The organism is Pseudomonas sp. JBR1, from assembly GCF_028198185.1.
Lineage (GTDB): Bacteria > Pseudomonadota > Gammaproteobacteria > Pseudomonadales > Pseudomonadaceae > Chryseomonas > Chryseomonas oryzihabitans_E.
In genome coordinates, this window is record NZ_CP116340.1 from 4,029,099 (window position 1) to 4,045,800 (window position 16,702).

At 64.5% G+C, this 16,702-nt stretch carries 14 protein-coding genes; all 14 read left to right on the forward strand.

Going from position 1 to position 16,702, the window contains the following annotated elements; all coding sequences use genetic code 11:
* Positions 1-1,500: a CoA-acylating methylmalonate-semialdehyde dehydrogenase gene (locus tag PJ259_RS18685; protein ID WP_187980437.1), complete on the forward strand. Its 1,500-nt coding sequence runs from the start codon at positions 1-3 to the stop codon at positions 1,498-1,500.
* Positions 1,501-1,513: 13 nt separating this feature from the next.
* Positions 1,514-3,451: a 3D-(3,5/4)-trihydroxycyclohexane-1,2-dione acylhydrolase (decyclizing) gene (gene iolD / locus PJ259_RS18690; RefSeq protein ID WP_271653776.1), complete on the forward strand. Its 1,938-nt coding sequence runs from the start codon at positions 1,514-1,516 to the stop codon at positions 3,449-3,451.
* A gap of 43 nt (positions 3,452-3,494) precedes the next feature.
* Positions 3,495-4,505, forward strand: coding sequence for a Gfo/Idh/MocA family oxidoreductase (locus PJ259_RS18695; protein WP_271653777.1), 1,011 nt, complete (start codon positions 3,495-3,497; stop codon positions 4,503-4,505).
* 42 nt (positions 4,506-4,547) lie between these two features.
* The gene (locus PJ259_RS18700; RefSeq protein WP_271653778.1) at positions 4,548-5,642 is read left to right on the forward strand and encodes a Gfo/Idh/MocA family protein; all 1,095 of its coding nucleotides are present in this window, start codon (positions 4,548-4,550) and stop codon (positions 5,640-5,642) included.
* A 111-nt stretch (positions 5,643-5,753) separates the two neighbouring features.
* The gene (locus PJ259_RS18705; RefSeq protein ID WP_166655915.1) at positions 5,754-5,924 is read left to right on the forward strand and encodes a hypothetical protein; all 171 of its coding nucleotides are present in this window, start codon (positions 5,754-5,756) and stop codon (positions 5,922-5,924) included.
* Between the two features lie 129 nt (positions 5,925-6,053).
* Complete coding sequence (locus tag PJ259_RS18710; RefSeq protein ID WP_133861583.1) at positions 6,054-6,980, forward strand: sugar ABC transporter substrate-binding protein; 927 nt, start codon at positions 6,054-6,056, stop codon at positions 6,978-6,980.
* Between the two features lie 388 nt (positions 6,981-7,368).
* Complete coding sequence (locus PJ259_RS18715; RefSeq protein WP_133861582.1) at positions 7,369-8,922, forward strand: sugar ABC transporter ATP-binding protein; 1,554 nt, start codon at positions 7,369-7,371, stop codon at positions 8,920-8,922.
* 59 nt (positions 8,923-8,981) lie between these two features.
* A complete protein-coding gene (locus PJ259_RS18720) occupies positions 8,982-10,007 on the forward strand; it encodes an ABC transporter permease (RefSeq protein WP_133861581.1) in 1,026 nt (341 codons plus the stop codon).
* A gap of 133 nt (positions 10,008-10,140) precedes the next feature.
* On the forward strand, positions 10,141-11,253 hold the full coding sequence (locus PJ259_RS18725; RefSeq protein WP_271653779.1) for a Gfo/Idh/MocA family protein: 1,113 nt from the start codon (positions 10,141-10,143) through the stop codon (positions 11,251-11,253).
* A 235-nt stretch (positions 11,254-11,488) separates the two neighbouring features.
* On the forward strand, positions 11,489-11,791 hold the full coding sequence (gene hxsD / locus PJ259_RS18730) for a His-Xaa-Ser system protein HxsD (RefSeq protein ID WP_271653780.1): 303 nt from the start codon (positions 11,489-11,491) through the stop codon (positions 11,789-11,791).
* Positions 11,792-13,279, forward strand: a complete 1,488-nt coding sequence (hxsB, locus tag PJ259_RS18735; protein ID WP_271653781.1) for a His-Xaa-Ser system radical SAM maturase HxsB — start codon at positions 11,792-11,794, stop codon at positions 13,277-13,279.
* 64 nt (positions 13,280-13,343) lie between these two features.
* A complete protein-coding gene (gene hxsC / locus PJ259_RS18740; RefSeq protein ID WP_442964903.1) occupies positions 13,344-14,522 on the forward strand; it encodes a His-Xaa-Ser system radical SAM maturase HxsC in 1,179 nt (392 codons plus the stop codon).
* Positions 14,509-15,141 carry a His-Xaa-Ser repeat protein HxsA gene (gene hxsA, locus PJ259_RS18745; RefSeq protein WP_183633813.1) on the forward strand — a complete coding sequence of 211 codons (633 nt, stop codon included), beginning with the start codon at positions 14,509-14,511 and terminating at the stop codon, positions 15,139-15,141. The genes hxsC and hxsA overlap by 14 nt, the downstream gene beginning before the upstream one ends.
* A 193-nt stretch (positions 15,142-15,334) precedes the next feature.
* The gene (locus PJ259_RS18750; RefSeq protein ID WP_271653783.1) at positions 15,335-16,603 is read left to right on the forward strand and encodes a DUF445 domain-containing protein; all 1,269 of its coding nucleotides are present in this window, start codon (positions 15,335-15,337) and stop codon (positions 16,601-16,603) included.
* Positions 16,604-16,702: the final 99 nt, after the last annotated feature.

A 16,702-nucleotide genomic window follows, 5' to 3' on the forward strand; every position in this document is an offset into this window, starting at 1 on the left:
ATGAGCGACACCCCCGTCATCGGGCACTACATCAACGGCGCGGTCTCGACCCAGGCCGAGCGTTTCAGCGACGTCTTCAATCCGGCCGAGGGCGTGGTCCAGGGGCGGGTCGCCCAGGCCACGGCGCAGACCGTGGATCAGGCGGTGGCGGCGGCCAAGGCGGCCTTTCCCGAGTGGTCCGAGCAATCGGCGCTGCGCCGGGCGCGCATCCTGTTCCGCTTCAAGGAGCTGCTCGACCAGCACCACCGGGAACTGGCGGCGCTGATCACCCGCGAGCACGGCAAGGTGCTGTCCGACGCCATGGGCGAGGTGACGCGCGGCATCGAGGTGGTGGAATTCGCCTGCGGCGCGCCACACCTGGCCAAGACCAGCTACAGCGACAACATCGGCGGCGGCATCGACAACTGGAACCTGCGCCAGCCGCTGGGCGTGTGCGCCGGCATCACCCCCTTCAACTTCCCGGTGATGGTGCCGCTGTGGATGATTCCCATGGCGCTGGCCACCGGCAACACCTTCATCCTCAAGCCCTCCGAGCGCGATCCCTCCGCCAGCCTGCTGCTGGCCGAGCTGCTCAAGCAGGCCGGCTTGCCCGATGGCGTATTCAACGTGGTCCAGGGTGACAAGGTGGCGGTGGATGCGCTGTTGCAGCACCCGGACGTGGAGGCCATCTCCTTTGTCGGCTCCACCCCCATCGCCGAATACATCCACCAGGAAGGCACCCGCCGCGGCAAGCGCGTCCAGGCCCTGGGCGGTGCCAAGAACCACATGATCGTAATGCCCGACGCCGACCTGGATCAGGCCGCCGATGCCCTGATCGGCGCCGGTTTCGGCTCGGCCGGCGAGCGCTGCATGGCCATCTCCATCGCCGTGGCGGTGGGCGATGTGGGCGATGCCCTGATCGAGAAACTGCTGCCGCGCATCGATGCCCTGCGGGTGCGCAACGGCGTGGAAGCCGACGCAGACATGGGACCGCTGGTGACCGGCCAGCACAAGGCCAAGGTCGAGGGCTACATCACGAAAGGGGTGGAGGAGGGCGCCAGGCTGCTGGTCGATGGCCGCAACTTCAAGGTGCCCGGCGCCGAACACGGCTTCTTCGTCGGCGCCACCCTGTTCGATGGCGTGACCCCGGAGATGACCATCTACCGGGAAGAGATTTTCGGCCCGGTGCTGGGCATCGTGCGGGTGCCGGACTTCGCCAGCGCGGTGGAACTGATCAACGCCCACGAATTCGGCAACGGCGTCTCCTGCTTCACCCGTGACGGCGGCATCGCCCGCGCCTTCGCCCGCACCATCAAGGTGGGCATGGTCGGCATCAACGTGCCCATCCCGGTGCCCATGGCCTGGCATTCCTTCGGTGGCTGGAAGAGATCCCTGTTCGGCGATCACCACGCCTATGGCGAGGAAGGCCTGCGCTTCTACACCCGCTACAAGAGCGTGATGCAGCGCTGGCCCGACAGCATCGCCAAGGGCGCCGAATTCAGCATGCCCACCGCCAAGTGACCGGGGAGAAGCCATGAGCACCCAACGTCTGACCATGGCCCAGGCCCTGGTGAAATTTCTCGACAACCAGTACCTCAGCGTCGATGGCGTCGAGACCAGATTCGTCGCCGGCGTCTTCACCATCTTCGGCCACGGCAACGTGCTCGGCCTGGGCCAGGCACTGGAGCAGGACGCCGGTGAGCTGGTGGTGCACCAGGGGCGCAACGAGCAGGGCATGGCCCATGCCGCCACCGGCTTCGCCAAGCAGAAGCTGCGTCGGCAGATCTACGCCTGCACCTCCTCGGTGGGGCCGGGCGCGGCCAACATGCTGACCGCCGCGGCCACCGCCACCGCCAATCGCATCCCGCTGCTGCTGTTGCCCGGCGACGTCTATGCCAGTCGCCAGCCCGATCCGGTGCTGCAGCAGATCGAGCAATTCCACGACCTGTCGATCAGCACCAACGATGCCTTCCGCGCGGTGAGCAAGTACTGGGATCGCATCAACCGCCCCGAGCAGCTGATGAGCGCGGCGATCAACGCCATGCGTGTGCTGACCGATCCGGCCGAGACCGGCGCCGTGACCCTGGCGCTGCCCCAGGATGTCCAGGGCGAGGCCTACGACTACCCCGACTACTTCTTCGCCAAGCGGGTGCACCGCCTGGATCGCCGGCCGCCGGTGGTCGCCGCCATCGCGGAGGCGGTGCAGCTGCTCAGGCGCAAGCGCAAGCCGCTGCTGATCTGTGGCGGCGGGGTGAAGTATTCCGGCGCCGCCGCGGCCCTGCAGCGCTTCGCCGAGCGCTTCGAGATCCCCTTCGCCGAGACCCAGGCCGGCAAGAGCGCCATCGTCTCCAGCCACGAACTCAATGTCGGCGGCATCGGCGAGACCGGCTGCCTGGCCGCCAACCTGCTGGCCAGGGAAGCGGATCTGATCATCGGCGTCGGCACCCGCTACACCGATTTCACCACCTCCTCGAAGTGGCTCTACCAGCATCCCGAGGTGGAATTCCTCAATCTCAACGTGGCCGCCTTCGACGCCGGCAAGCTCGATGGCCTGGCCGTGGTGGCCGATGCCCGCGAAGCCCTCGACGCCCTGACCGAGGCGCTAGGGGCTACCGACTACCGCGCCGGCTGGGGCGGCCAGGTCGGTGAAGCGCGTGAGCGCTATCGCCAGGAGGTGGAGCGGGTCTACGCGGTCGGCTACACCGGCGCCGACTTCGTGCCGGAGATTGACGACGACCTGCCGCGCGCGGTGCTGGAGGAATTCGTCCGCCTGACCGGTTCGTCCCTGACCCAGAGCCAGGTGCTCGGCCGCCTCAACGAACGGCTGGACGACGACGCCATCATCGTCGCCGCCGCCGGCAGCCTGCCGGGTGACCTGCAGCGCGCCTGGCAGAGCAAGGGCGTCAACACCTACCACCTGGAATACGGCTATTCCTGCATGGGCTACGAGATCAACGCCGCCCTCGGCGTGAAGCTGGCCGAACCGGAGCGCGAGGTCTATGCGCTGGTGGGGGACGGTTCCTACCAGATGCTGCACTCGGAGTTGGCCACCTCCATCCAGGAGCGGCGCAAGATCAACGTGGTGCTGCTCGACAACATGACCTTCGGTTGCATCAACAACCTGCAGGTCGGCCACGGCATGGGCAGCTTCGGCACCGAGTTCCGCTATCGCAATCCGGAGACCGGCAAGCTCGACGGCGACTTCGTGCCGGTGGACTTCGCCATGAGCGCCGCCGCCTACGGCTGCAAGACCTATAGCGTGCGCACCCTGGAGGAGCTGGAAGCGGCCCTGGCCGATGCCCGTCGGCAGACGGTCTCCACCCTGATCGACATCAAGGTGCTGCCCAAGACCATGCTGCACGGCTACCTGTCCTGGTGGCGGGTCGGCGGCGCCGAGGTCTCCACCAGCGAAAAGATCGCCGCCGTCGCCCGGGTGCTCAGGGAAAACGCCGCCCAGGCCCGCCAGTACTGAGCGCCGCTCACTCCACAACAAATCCAAATCGGAGAAAGACGTCATGACCTTGAACATCGGTGTCATCGGGGCCGGCGCTATCGGCCGCGAACACATCCGCCGCCTGAGCCACACCCTGCTGGGCAGTCGCGTGGTGGCGGTGACCGACATCAACGCCGACCAGGCCGGCCGGGTGGTCCAGGAGTTGGGCATCACCGCGGAGGTCTATGCCGACGGCCATGCGCTGATCGTCGCGGCGGACGTCCAGGCGGTGCTGGTCGCCTCCTGGGGGCCGACCCACGAGGAGTACGTGCTGGCCGCCATCGCCGCCGGCAAGCCGGTGTTCTGCGAAAAGCCCCTGGCGACCACTGCCGAGGGCTGCCGGCGCATCGTCGAAGCCGAGCAGGCCCACGGCAAGCGCCTGGTGCAGGTGGGCTTCATGCGGCCCTACGATGCCGGCTATCGCCAGCTCAAGGCGGTGGTCGACGCCGATCGCATCGGCGCGCCGCTGATGATCCATGCGGCCCACCGCAATCCCACGGTGAGCGAGCACTACAGCACCGACATGGCCATCACCGACACCCTGATCCACGAGATCAACGTGCTGGCCTGGCTGCTGGACGATCATTACGTGTCCGCCCAGGTGGTCTTTCCGCGCAAGGCGCCAGCGGCGCGCGAGCACCTGCGCGATCCCCAGGTGGTGCTGTTGGAAACGGCCAAGGGCGTGCGCATCGACGTCGAGGTCTTCGTCAATTGCCAGTACGGCTACGACATCCAGTGCGAGATCGTCGGCGAGCGCGGCATCGCCCGCCTGCCGGAGCCGACCTCGGTGCAGCTGCGCAGCGAGGCGCGGCTGTCCAACGAGATCCTCATGGACTGGAAAGACAGATTCATCGCCGCCTACGACGTGGAACTGCAGGCCTTCATCGACGACCTCGCCGCCGGCCAGCTGACCGGGCCGTCGTCCTGGGACGGCTACATCGCCGCGGTCACCGCCGACGCCTGCATCAAGGCACAGGACAGCGGCGCCATCGAGCCGGTGACCCTGCCCAGCCGACCGGCTTTCTACGCCTAGGTCGCTCGCGGGGATGTGTTGCCTGCAGGGTAGGCCTCGGCCGTGAGAATCGGACTGGTCGGCTACGACGGCCTCGGGCGCCTGCTGCAGGCGCCGCTGATCGCCAGCACCCCGGGCGTCCGACTGGTGGGTGTGGTGACAGTCTCGCCGGCGCAGCATGCCGAGTTGACCAAGGCGTATCCCGGCGTCACCGGCCATCCCGACCTGGCCGGGCTGATCGCCGCCGGGGTGGACAGCCTGGTGATCGCCACGCCTCTAGGCGAACGTCCGGCGCAGGTGCGGGAAGCGCTGCGGCGGGACCTGCCGGTGGTCTGCGCGGCGCCGCTGGCGAGCACCCTGGCAGAGGCCGAGGACCTGGTGGCGCTGGCCGAGCGGCGGGGCGTCCCGCTCTGCGTCCAGCAGCTGCGCCGCTGGGATTCGGACCTGCTCACCCTGGCGCGACTGCTGCGCGAAAAGCGCCTGGGTCGGGTACGCCTCTTCGAGTCGCGCCTGCAACTGACCGACCTGGCCGCGGCGGGCCTGAGCACCGAGGCGGGCCTGCTCCTCGAACTGGGCAGCCATCTGGTGGACCAGGCGCTGCTGCTGTTCGGGCCGGTCGAGCGGGTCTATGCCGAGGCGCAATTCCCCCGTGGCGATCTCGCGCGGGAGCGGGAATTCTTTCTGTCCCTGCGCCATCGCTCGGGGGTGGTCTCGCACCTCTCGGGCAGTGGTCTGCAGAACTGTCCGCAGCGGCTGCGGGTGGTCGGCGAGCGGGGCGTCTATAGCGTCGATGGCCTCGATGGCCAGGCCGCGGCCCTGCGCCAGGGGCGTACCCCGCGCAGCGAAAAGGCCGGCTGGGGCGCCGAGGAGCATCAGCGCTGGGGCTGGCTGAGCGTGGGCGAGGAGCGCGCGCGGGTACCGAGCGAACGGGGCCGCTGGGATCTGTTCTACGAGGGCTGGCTGGCGGCCCTGACCCAGGGCGCGCCCTTGCCGGTCACGCCGCAGGAAACACTGGCCTGCCAGGCGATCCTGGCGGCGGCGCGGCAGAGTGCCCGTACGGGGGAAAGCCTGGTGATAGAGGGCCTCGAAGAGGCGGCGGAGCGGTCGCGGGCAGGTGTCCAGGGGCGAGCGCGGCGGTCATTCGTACAGGTCGAATGAAATTTCTATTTCTCTCTTGTTGTGGAATTAAATTTCCAATAGAGTCGAGAGCAGTTGCAGAAACGAGTCACCAGGGCCGCGCGCCCCGACAACAATAATAGGTGCCGTCACATGAACCACTCCACGCATTCCTTCCGTCTCGCCCTCGCCACCGTGCACCGCCTCAAGGTGCAGCGTCCCTCCCGACTGCTCGCCCTGCTCGGCCGGCTGTTCTGCCACGAGCGCAGCGGCGCCGTGCTCTGCGCCTCGCCCGGCGCCGCGGTGTTCTACCGCCCGCACTGATTCCCGCGTCTTTCCAGCGTTCGCCCAGGCTCCGCCCGGTTCAAGACCGCGCGGCGCCCGAGGTGCGCCTGGCCGTTGCGCCCGTCTGATCCCCTCGCTGATCGTCACCCCACGAATGGAGCCTGAACCATGCAGAAGAAAACTCGCTTTGCCACCCTGGCGCTGTCGCTGCTGCTGGGCAGCAGCGCGGCCCTAGCGGACCTCAAGGTCGGGGTGACCATGTCGTCGTTCGACGACAACTACCTTACCTATGTCCGCGAATACATGACCAAGAAGGCCAAGACCGACGGCGTGCAGCTGCAGTTCGAGGACGCCCGCAACGACGTGGTCAAGCAGCTCACTCAGGTGCAGAGCTTCATCAGCCAGAAGGTCGATGCGGTCATCGTCAATCCGGTGGACACCGCCGCGACCCGGACCCTGACCGAGGCCGCCACCAAGGCCGGCGTGCCCATCGTCTACATCAACCGCCGCCCCGACGAGCCCACTCTGCCGGCGGGCGTGGTCGCGGTGACTTCCGACGACAAGGAAGCCGGCCGCCTGCAGGCGCAGTACGTGGCGGACAAGCTCGGCGGCAAGGGCCAGGTGGCCATCCTGCTGGGTGATCTGGCCAACAACTCCACCCACAATCGCACCGCCGGGGTGAAGGAAGTCCTGGCCAAGTATCCGGGCATCAAGATCGTCGAGGAGCAGACCGCGGCCTGGCAGCGCGACAAGTCCATGGACCTGACCAGCAACTGGCTGCTGGCTGGCAAGGAGCTCAACGCCATCTTCGCCAACAACGACGAGATGGCCATCGGCGCGGCCATGGCCCTGCGCCAGGCCGGCAAGAAGGACGTGCTGGTCACCGGCGTCGACGGTACGCCCGACGGCCTGGCGGCGATCAAGCGCGGCCTGGTGACGGTCTCGGTGTTCCAGGACGCCAAGGGCCAGGCGGAAGGCGCCCTCGATGCGGCGCTGAAGATGATCAACAAGACCCCCGGCGAGCAGAACGTGCTGATTCCCTTCCGCCTGATCACCCCGGAGAACGTCGCCGAATTCCAGGCCATGACCAAATGACCTGAGGCGCCTGCGCCGTCCTGGAACGAGGGCGGGGCGCCGCGCCAGAACGGCTTTCCAGAGCAAACGGGCAGTCCGGCAATGGACCGCCCGTTTGTCTATCTGGGGCCTTGCCAGCGGCGCCGGGCGGGTTGCGGACCCTCGATGATTATCACCTAAAAATTCCAAAAAGATATTGACTGGAATTTATTTTCCAATAGAGTCGAGGGCAAGCCAAGACGTACAGCGGTGCTTCGCCCCGGCGAACGCACCCTTCAACAAGAATAAAAGGTGCCGTCATGCCATCCCGCTCTCTGTCCCTGCATAGGTCTCCGATCGCCTGTCCGCCAGGTACCTGCCTGCACCTGGCCCGCGCCGCCTGGTCGGCGCCCGCGAGGAGATCGTGATCATGCTCAGTTCCGCCACCCCTGCCGTCGCTCCCGCCACCGCGGCCACGGCCGCGCCCGGCGAATACCTGCTGGAAATCGTCGACGTTACCAAGGAGTTTCCCGGCGTCAAGGCGCTGTCCCACGTGCAACTGCGGGTGCGTCCCGGCACCGTGCTGGCGCTGATGGGCGAGAACGGCGCGGGCAAGTCGACACTGATGAAGATCATCGCCGGCATCTACCAGCCCGACGCTGGCGAGGTACGGCTGCGCGGGGTGCCGGTGCGCTTCGAGACGCCGCTGCAGGCACTGCAGTCGGGGATCGCCATGATTCACCAGGAACTCAACCTGATGCCCTTCATGACCATCGCCGAGAACATCTGGCTGGGTCGCGAACCGCTCAATGCCCTGCACCTGGTGGACCACGGCAAGATGCGTCGCCAGACCCAGGCGCTGCTGGACCGACTGCGCATCGCCCTGGACCCGGAAGACAGCGTGGGCAGCCTGTCCATCGCTGGGCGGCAGATGGTGGAGATCGCCAAGGCGGTGTCCTACGACAGCGATGTGCTGATCATGGACGAACCCACCTCGGCCATCACCGAGACCGAGGTGGCGCACCTGTTTTCCATCATCGCCGACCTCAAGGCCCAGGGTAAGGGCATCGTCTACATCACCCACAAGATGGACGAGGTATTCCAGATCGCCGACGAGGTCGCGGTGTTCCGCGACGGCCAGTACATCGGCCTGCAGCGCGCCGACAGTATGAACGGTGACGGCCTGATCGCCATGATGGTGGGGCGCGAACTGACCCAGCTGTTCCCGGAGCGCACCGCGCCGCGCGACGAGGTACTGCTGTCGGTGCGCGACCTGGGCCTGGACGGGGTGTTCTCCGGCGTCTCCTTCGACCTGCGCGCCGGCGAGGTGCTGGGCATCGCCGGACTGATGGGCTCGGGGCGCACCAATGTCGCCGAGACGCTGTTCGGCGTGACCCCGGCCACGGCGGGCGAGATCCGCATCGACGGCCGGCCGGTACGGATGAGCGATCCTCATCTGGCGATCCAGAAAGGCCTGGCGCTGCTCACCGAAGACCGCAAGGACACCGGCATCTTTTCCTGCCTGTCGGTGGGGGAAAACATGGAGGTGGCGGTGCTGAATGGTTTCGCCAGCGGCGGCTTCGTGCAGCAGCAGCGCCTCGACCAGCTCTGCGAGGAGATGCGCCAGCAACTGCGGGTGAAGACCCCCTCGCTGGACCAGTGCATCGCCAATCTCTCCGGCGGCAACCAGCAGAAGGCGCTGATCGCCCGCTGGCTGATGACCCGGCCGCGCATCCTCATCCTCGACGAGCCCACCCGCGGCATCGACGTCGGCGCCAAGGCCGAGATCTACCGGCTGATCGCCAAGCTGGCCGCCGAGGGCCTGGCGGTGATCATGATTTCTTCCGAACTGCCCGAGGTCCTGGGCATGAGTGACCGGGTGATGGTGATGCACGAAGGCACCGTCACCGGCTTTCTCGATCGCGGCGAAGCCACCCAGGAGCGGGTCATGCACCTGGCCTCGGGCAATCCCGTACTGCACTAGCGCACCCTTCGCGCGGTGGGCTGCGCCCATCGCTCCCGGCATACAAGAGGTAGAACAAGATGAGTGCCCTCCTGGACAAGAAAACCGCCGAGCTACCCAGCGCGCGCCCGCGGCGCCGCATTCCCACCGAACTGGGCATCCTGCTGGTGCTGCTGGGCATCGGCCTGGCCTTCGAGGCCTTCGGCTGGGTCCTGCGTGACCAGAGCTTCCTGATGAATTCCCAGCGCCTGGTGCTGATGATCCTGCAGGTCTCGATCATCGGCCTGCTGGCCATCGCCGTGACCCAGGTGATCATCACCACCGGCATCGACCTCTCCTCGGGTTCGGTGCTGGCACTGTCGGCCATGGTGGCGGCGAGTCTGGCCCAGGGCTCGGACTTCGGCCGGGCGGTGTTTCCCTCGCTGACCGACCTGCCGGTCTGGGTGCCGGTCATGGCCGGCCTCGGGGTGGGGCTGCTGGCCGGCGCCATCAACGGCAGCATCATCGCCGTCACCGGCATCCCGCCCTTCATCGCCACCCTCGGCATGATGGTCTCGGCCCGCGGCCTGGCGCGCTACTACACCGAAGGCCAGCCGATCAGCATGCTGTCCGACAACTACACCGCCATCGGCGCTGGGGCCATGCCGGTGATCATCTTCCTGGTGGTGGCGGTGATCTTCCACATCGCCCTGCGCTACACCAAGTACGGCAAGTACACCTATGCCATCGGCGGCAACATGCAGGCCGCGCGCATCTCCGGCATCAACGTCAAGAAGCACCTGATCATCGTCTACAGCATCGCCGGCCTGCTGGCGGGCCTGGCCGGGGTCGTGGCCTCTGCGCGCGCCGCCACCGGCCAGGCGGGCATGGGCATGTCCTACGAACTGGACGCCATCGCCGCGGCGGTGATCGGCGGCACCAGCCTGGCGGGCGGGGTAGGGCGCATCACCGGCACCGTGATCGGCGCCCTGATCCTCGGCACCATGGCCAGCGGCTTCACCTTCCTCGGGGTGGACGCCTACGTCCAGGACATCATCAAGGGCTTGATCATCGTGGTCGCGGTGGTCATCGACCAGTACCGCAACAAGCGCAAGGCCAAGCGCTAGGGCTTGCGCTCTTCCCCTCTCCCGCTGGGAGAGGGCCGGGGTGAGGGCGCCCCCACTCCAAAGTCATCCCTTTTACCCGGTCGGCTACTGGCTTGGCCGGCCGGGTCTTTCTATACCCCTGACGGAGAACGACATGCGCGACATCGGCATCGGTCTGATCGGCACAGGCTTCATGGGTCATGCCCATGCCCAGGCCTTCCATCACGCGGCGAGCAGTTTCGTGCTCCCGGTCCGCCCACGGCGGGTGGCCCTGGCCGATGCCGATCCGGAGCGCGCCGCTCGCTGCGCCGACGCCTGGGGCTTCACCCGCAGCTGCGACTGGGAGCGCCTGATCGCCGATCCCCAGGTCGAGCTGGTGGCCATCACCACCCCCAATCTGCTGCACGCGCCCATGGCCCTGGCCGCCCTGGCGGCGGGCAAGGCGGTCTACTGCGAAAAGCCCCTGGCGGTGAGCCTGGAGGAGGCGACGCAGATGCGCGACGCCGCGCGCCAGGCCGGGGTGGTCAACCGGGTCGGCTACAACTACCTGCAGAATCCCATGCTCAGGCAGGCGCGCGAGCTGATCGACAGCGGCGAACTGGGCGAGATCGTCAGCTTCAGCGGCGAATTCAGCGAAGACTTCATGGGCGATCCCCAGGGGCCCTTCACCTGGCGCTGCGAGACCCGCCAGGCCGGCGGCGCCCTGGCCGACCTGGGCAGCCATATCCTGTCGCTGGCGCGCTTCCTGCTCGGCCCGGTGGCGGCGCTCTGCGCCGATCTGCACACCGCTCATGGCCAGCGGCCCCACCAGGGTGGCACCCGGGCGGTGGAGATCGACGACCAGGCCCATCTGCTGCTGCGCTTCGCCAGTGGCGCCCGCGGCACCCTGACCACCAGCTGGCTCAAGCACGGGCGCAAGAATCGTCTGGCCTTCGAGGTCTGCGGCACTCGCGGCACCCTCAGCTTCGACCAGGAGCGCCTCAACGAACTGCGCCTCTACCAGGTCGGCGACCGTCCGGGACTGGCCGGTTTCCGTACCCTGCTGGCCGGTCCGCACCTGCCGGACTACGCCGCCTTCTGCCCGGCCCCCGGCCACCAGCTCGGCTACAACGAACTCAAGACCCTGGAGGTCCGCTCGCTGCTGGAGGCCCTGGGCGGCAACCCCGGGCACACCGGTGTCGACTTCCAGGAGGCCTGGGAAGTGGAGCGCCTGGCCCAGGCCGCGCGGCAATCGGCCCAGGAGGAGCGCTGGGTCAGGCTGGATTAGGAGATAGGCGGGTAGTTCTAATCTCGCTCCTTAACTGTCTGTCAGGGGATGAGGTATCCAAAGGAAGCGATGTAATTAATAAGACTATTCGTCCTGCCTCGCGAACCGTTTGGCGTAAAGTGCTCTGTTTGATAGTCCAGGGGATGCACCCTAGGAGCTCGTTCTTCGAATACTGCTTAAGCTGCAAGTCCTGCAGTGTTTCGAGAGCTGGCTTCGGGTTATCAAGGACGCCCTCATGACATGGCCTGTCACGTTACTGCTAGATCCCACCCTCTATTCGCTGAGCTGCGTCCAACGGGCAATTTATAGCCTCGCAGATCGCCTGGTCATTCAACTCAAGACTAGTGATGGCGAATGGTGCATTGAGGCGTTACCCGCACCTCAAGACTGCATTTCGCTGCAGCCCTCTCCCGATGTTGCGCGGGCTCTGCTTTTGCAGCAGTTGAACGATTTCGCGCTACGCGAACGTATCCAACAGGAAACAGTCGGTTTGCGCGAGCTGCTGGTAAAGGCGGCGCTGAATGGATGCGTTCGCTAGATGACCCAGCTCATCGCTATGCAGGGTGGTTACCGACTGCTGCCTTTCCGTTTCATGCGACTGGGCGGGCAGTCGTCGCGAGAGATTCTGGTTACGACAGATACTGGGGAATACATCTTTCTTTCCGAAGAGCAGTTGCGAGCCTTGGTAGATCGCCAACTCCGGCCAGGTACGGCGCTGTACAAGGATTTGCTGGCTCGTCATTTCATCTACGAACCCGACGGGCATGATCCTTTGCCAGAGATGGCCGCCCAGTATCTGAGTCGCAAAGATTTCTTGAAGCAGGGGCCTGCTCTGCACCTCTTTGTTACCACGTTGCGTTGCAATCACACGTGTCAGTATTGCCAGGTGTCCCGCGCTCCTTTGGGTGGAGCTGGGCATGACATGAGCGAAATGGATGCACGCCATGCGGTATCTAGGATGTTCGAATCCTCATCGGACGTTTTGACTGTCGAATTTCAAGGAGGTGAGCCGTTACTGGCATTTCCCAGGATTCGACAGATCGTTGAAGAGGTGGTGGAGCGCAACAGCAGGGAAAAGCGCAACGTTCAGTTCGTCATCACCAGCACCCTGCATCATCTAGACGAGTCCATCTTGGACTTCGCTGCCACGCATCGTATTCAGTTCTCAACCTCTCTGGATGGGCCGGCTGCTCTGCACAACGCCAACCGGCCTACACCGACACGGGATGCCTACGAGCGAACCGTGGAGGGTATCCACAGGGTTCGCGCGCGGCTTGGTACTGATGCCGTGTCCGCCTTGACTACCCTTACTGCCAGAAGTCTCGAGCAACCCGAAGCCATCATTGACGAATACGTTCGCCAAGGTTTATCCAGTATTTCGCTACGGCCCCTTAGTCCGTATGGCTTCGCTACAAAAAGTGCGCAGAGGCTGGCCTATCCCATGGCCCGTTACTTGGCCTTTTACCATCGTGCACTGGACTACCTACTCGCGTTGAATAGCCAGGGCACCTATCTGGTCGAAAGCTACACAGCATTGCTGTTGAACAACGTGCTGACACCCTTCTCTAGTGGCTATGTCGATTTGCGCTCACCTCTAGGCGCTGGCCTGGGCGCCCTAGTCTATAACTACGATGGCGATGTCTATCCGTCCGACGAAGCTAGGATGCTGGTCGAAATGGGCGAGAAGGGGCTGCGTCTAGGGAATGTTCAGCAGCCCTTGCACGAATTATTGGCTTCCCCAGCGATGCAATTACTGCTGGCGTCGGGAGTCGCGGAAACCCTGCCAGGGTGTAACGACTGCGCCTTGGTTCCCTACTGCGGCAGCGACCCTATAGAGCATTACGCTCGTCAGGGCGACCCCGTAGGACATCGGGCCTTCAGTGCCTTCTGCCAGAAGAACATGGAGCTGTTGCGACATCTGTTCGTTCTGTTGCGAGATGGCAGCGAAGAGACTCAGCGCATTTTGTTGTCCTGGCTCAGTAGACGGTCTCTCGCAGACGTCAGTTTGCCTGGTTACCGGGGGTAGTGAGATGCTAGCGAAGGAAACGCAATTCCTCATTCGCAATCTTCATGAGCCCCGTCTGTTGAAGGTGATCACCGCAGCGGAGTTCGTCGAGCATGGCCTCGCCAGATGTGCGGGGCAGGTCGAACTGGCGGATGTACTGCTGTATCTCGACGATAGCGCTGGTCCTCTATATCAAGGGCTGTTGCGGATACCGGTTGCCGGATTCATGTGCGATTCGGTGTTCGACGGTGACATTCCATCAGGCCGAATTCTTTTGAGTGAGTGTAGGAGCCCGGGCGTGGCGCGCTCTGGAGATGTCGTCGCCCTTTCTCCTGCTTCTAACCTGGTAAGGGTGCTTTATCGCCGTGGCGCGAACAGCAACCTGTTGTTCATGACCGATCGTTGTAACAGCCTTTGCCTGATGTGTTCCCAACCACCCAAGGACATAGATGATCGCTGGCATATTGAGGAAAATCTGCGCCTGCTCGATCTGATGGATGCAGGCGAAGAGCATCTTGGGATCAGTGGCGGCGAGCCTACGCTTTATAGAGAGGGCCTGTTGGCAGTCTTGAATAAGGCTAAAAGCGTCATACCCGACAAGGCGCTGCACCTTCTCAGCAATGGCCGGCTGCTCCAGGACCCAACCTGGATTGGCGACTTGCAAGCGCTCGATCATCCCAAGCTGAGTTGGGGCATACCCCTCTATGCAGACAATGCTGGTGATCACGATCAGTTGGTACAGGCACCAGGGGCTTTCAGCGAAACGCTGCGCGGGCTTTACAACTTGGCCCGGGCCAATCAGGTTGTGGAGATCAGGGTTGTTCTCAATCGACTGACCACACCACGGCTGCCGCAACTGGCTCTCTTCCTGTTTCGTAATCTGCCTTTCGTTCGCCACGTTGCATTCATGGGAATCGAAAGCACAGGGTTGGCTAGGAAGCATCACACCGAGCTTTGGATCGATCCTCTGGATTATCAGCAGGAGTTGAGCGAGGCAGTGTTCTTTCTGCATCACCGTGGAATTCCCGTATCGCTCTACAACCTACCGCTTTGCCTGGTATCCCCGCCCCTGAGGCCTTTTGCCCGGCAGAGTATTTCGGATTGGAAAAACCTCTTCATCGACGCCTGCCAGGATTGTGCAGCGGTTACTCGTTGTTCCGGTTTTTTCAAATCCCATAACGAGCGTTGGCAGAGCCGGGGTATCCGTCCTCTGGCTGCCGAGGCTTTATTGTCTTCGCAAGGAGCGCATCATGAGTCTGCTTGATCGTTGGAAGATGCTTATCGGTCATGTCACCCTATTGCCGGTCGCCGGAAGTGCTCTGGCCCAGGCCGACCAGATGCCTTTGGCCGATATGACGTGGAGCGCCACTCCAGGGAATCAGGTACCGGTGTTCAGCAATCCACTCAATGCCCTCGATGCGACCAATCTCTATGCAGCTCATCGCTCGCATAGCTCTCATCGATCCCACAGCTCTCATAGTTCGCACTACAGTGGTTCTGGGGGCTACAGCAGTCCGCGCTCCTATACTGCACCGAGCTCATCCGATAGCTATTATCGTGCCCCCAGTAGTGGTGGTAGCGGGGCGTCCGGCTACAGTGGTAGCTCAGGACTCTATGCCCCCTCGAAAAGTAGTGGCACTACCACGACCGAACCGAACACGACATCTGGTAAAGCACAGCCGACTGGCGAGGCACTATCCAGCTTGGTCATGCGCGTGCAAACGGCGCTGACACTCAAACAGTACTACCACGGCGCTATCGATGGCGTTCTGGGTAAAAGTACCCGGGGTGCCTTGATGTCCTTCCAAATGGATACCGGTCTGACGATCAATGGGCGTATGGATACCCCAACCTTGAACGCTTTGGGTATTCGCATTCCTTGATGAACCGGTGAGGGTGCATGCCTGCAGGTACTCTGAAAACACAGTATGTGCGAAGGCAGGGCTCGAAGCGGGTAGATAAGAGCGTGCGCTAGGATGGGGTTGGGTAGCACTACGATCGCGCGTAAGAAACTACGCCCAAGTGCCGTTTTCTACTCAATCACCCCGCTCGATGCAAAAGGACCGTCCCATCGTCATGCCTTCATCTCCTCTCGACGGCCTCACCCCGGTCCGGCGCATGAAGCTCATCGCGCTGCTACTGCTGTTCCTGGCAGCAGCGCTCTATTGCCTGGCCACTGCCCTGGAGGCCAGCCATCCGGCCTGGGGCTACGCCGCCGCCTTCGCCGAGGCCGCCATGGTCGGGGCCATCGCCGACTGGTTCGCGGTGACGGCACTGTTCCGCCATCCGCTGGGCCTGCCGATTCCCCATACCGCCATCATTCCGCGTAACAAGGCCGGAGTTGGGCGCAAGCTGTCGGACTTCATCTGCCTGCATTTCCTCGCCACGCCCCAGGTGCTGGCCAAGCTGGAAGAGCTGGACGCCGCCACGCGCCTGGCGGGTTGGTTGCGCCAGCCGGACAACGCTGCTGCCGTCGCCAGTCAGGCCACCGGTGTCGCCCGCTATTCTCTGGAGGCCCTGCGCGAAGTACGGGTGCAGGCCTTCATCCGGCGGATGGCGGTGGAGCGGCTGCAGCGCCTGGATGTGGCGGCGCTGTCCGGCGAGCTGCTCGATATGCTGACCGCCGACAACCGTCACCAGGCGGTGCTCGACGAGGTGCTGCAGGAAATCGACCGGCTCTTGCAGGACGAGGAGACCCAGGCGCTGATCGCCCGCACCATCGGCGGCGAGCTGCGCACCCTCAAGTACCTGGGGCTGGACGAGCGGGTCGGGCGCTGGTCGGCGATCAAGGTGGTGCAGGCGGTATCGCGCCTGATCGGCGAGATCAGTCATGACCGCGAACACGAGTTGCGCCGGCATTTCGATGGCTATCTGGTCGGCTTCATCGAACGACTAAAGCAGGACCCGGCCTTCCGCTTGCGCGGCGAGCAGCTGCGTGATCGGCTGCTTGCGCATCCGGCGCTGGCTGGCTATCTGCAAGAACTGTGGGACGAATTGGTGAACTGGCTGCAGGCCGATCTCGCCGCCCCGGACTCGCGCATCCGCCGCCGCCTGGGCCGGCTGCTGGCCGAGCTGGGCGACACCCTGAGTCGCGACGAGGCCATGCGCCGCTGGATCAACGAGCAGCTGATGGCGGTGGCGCCGCCCTTCATCGACCGCAATCGGCGCCGCATCGGCGATTACATCGCCGACCGGGTAGCGGCCTGGGACACCGGCGAACTGGTCCAGCAGCTGGAGCAGAGTGTGGGCAAGGACCTGCAGTTCATCCGCATCAACGGCACCCTGGTGGGCGGCCTGGTGGGCTTGGTGCTGCATGCGCTGACGGTTTGGTTGGGGCCGGGGTAGGGTTTTCCAGCCTGATCGCGGCCATGGGCCGCTCCTACAGAAAATCACGCTTGGTAGGAACGGCCCATGGCCGCGATGCTTCGAGTGCCAATAGCTCAA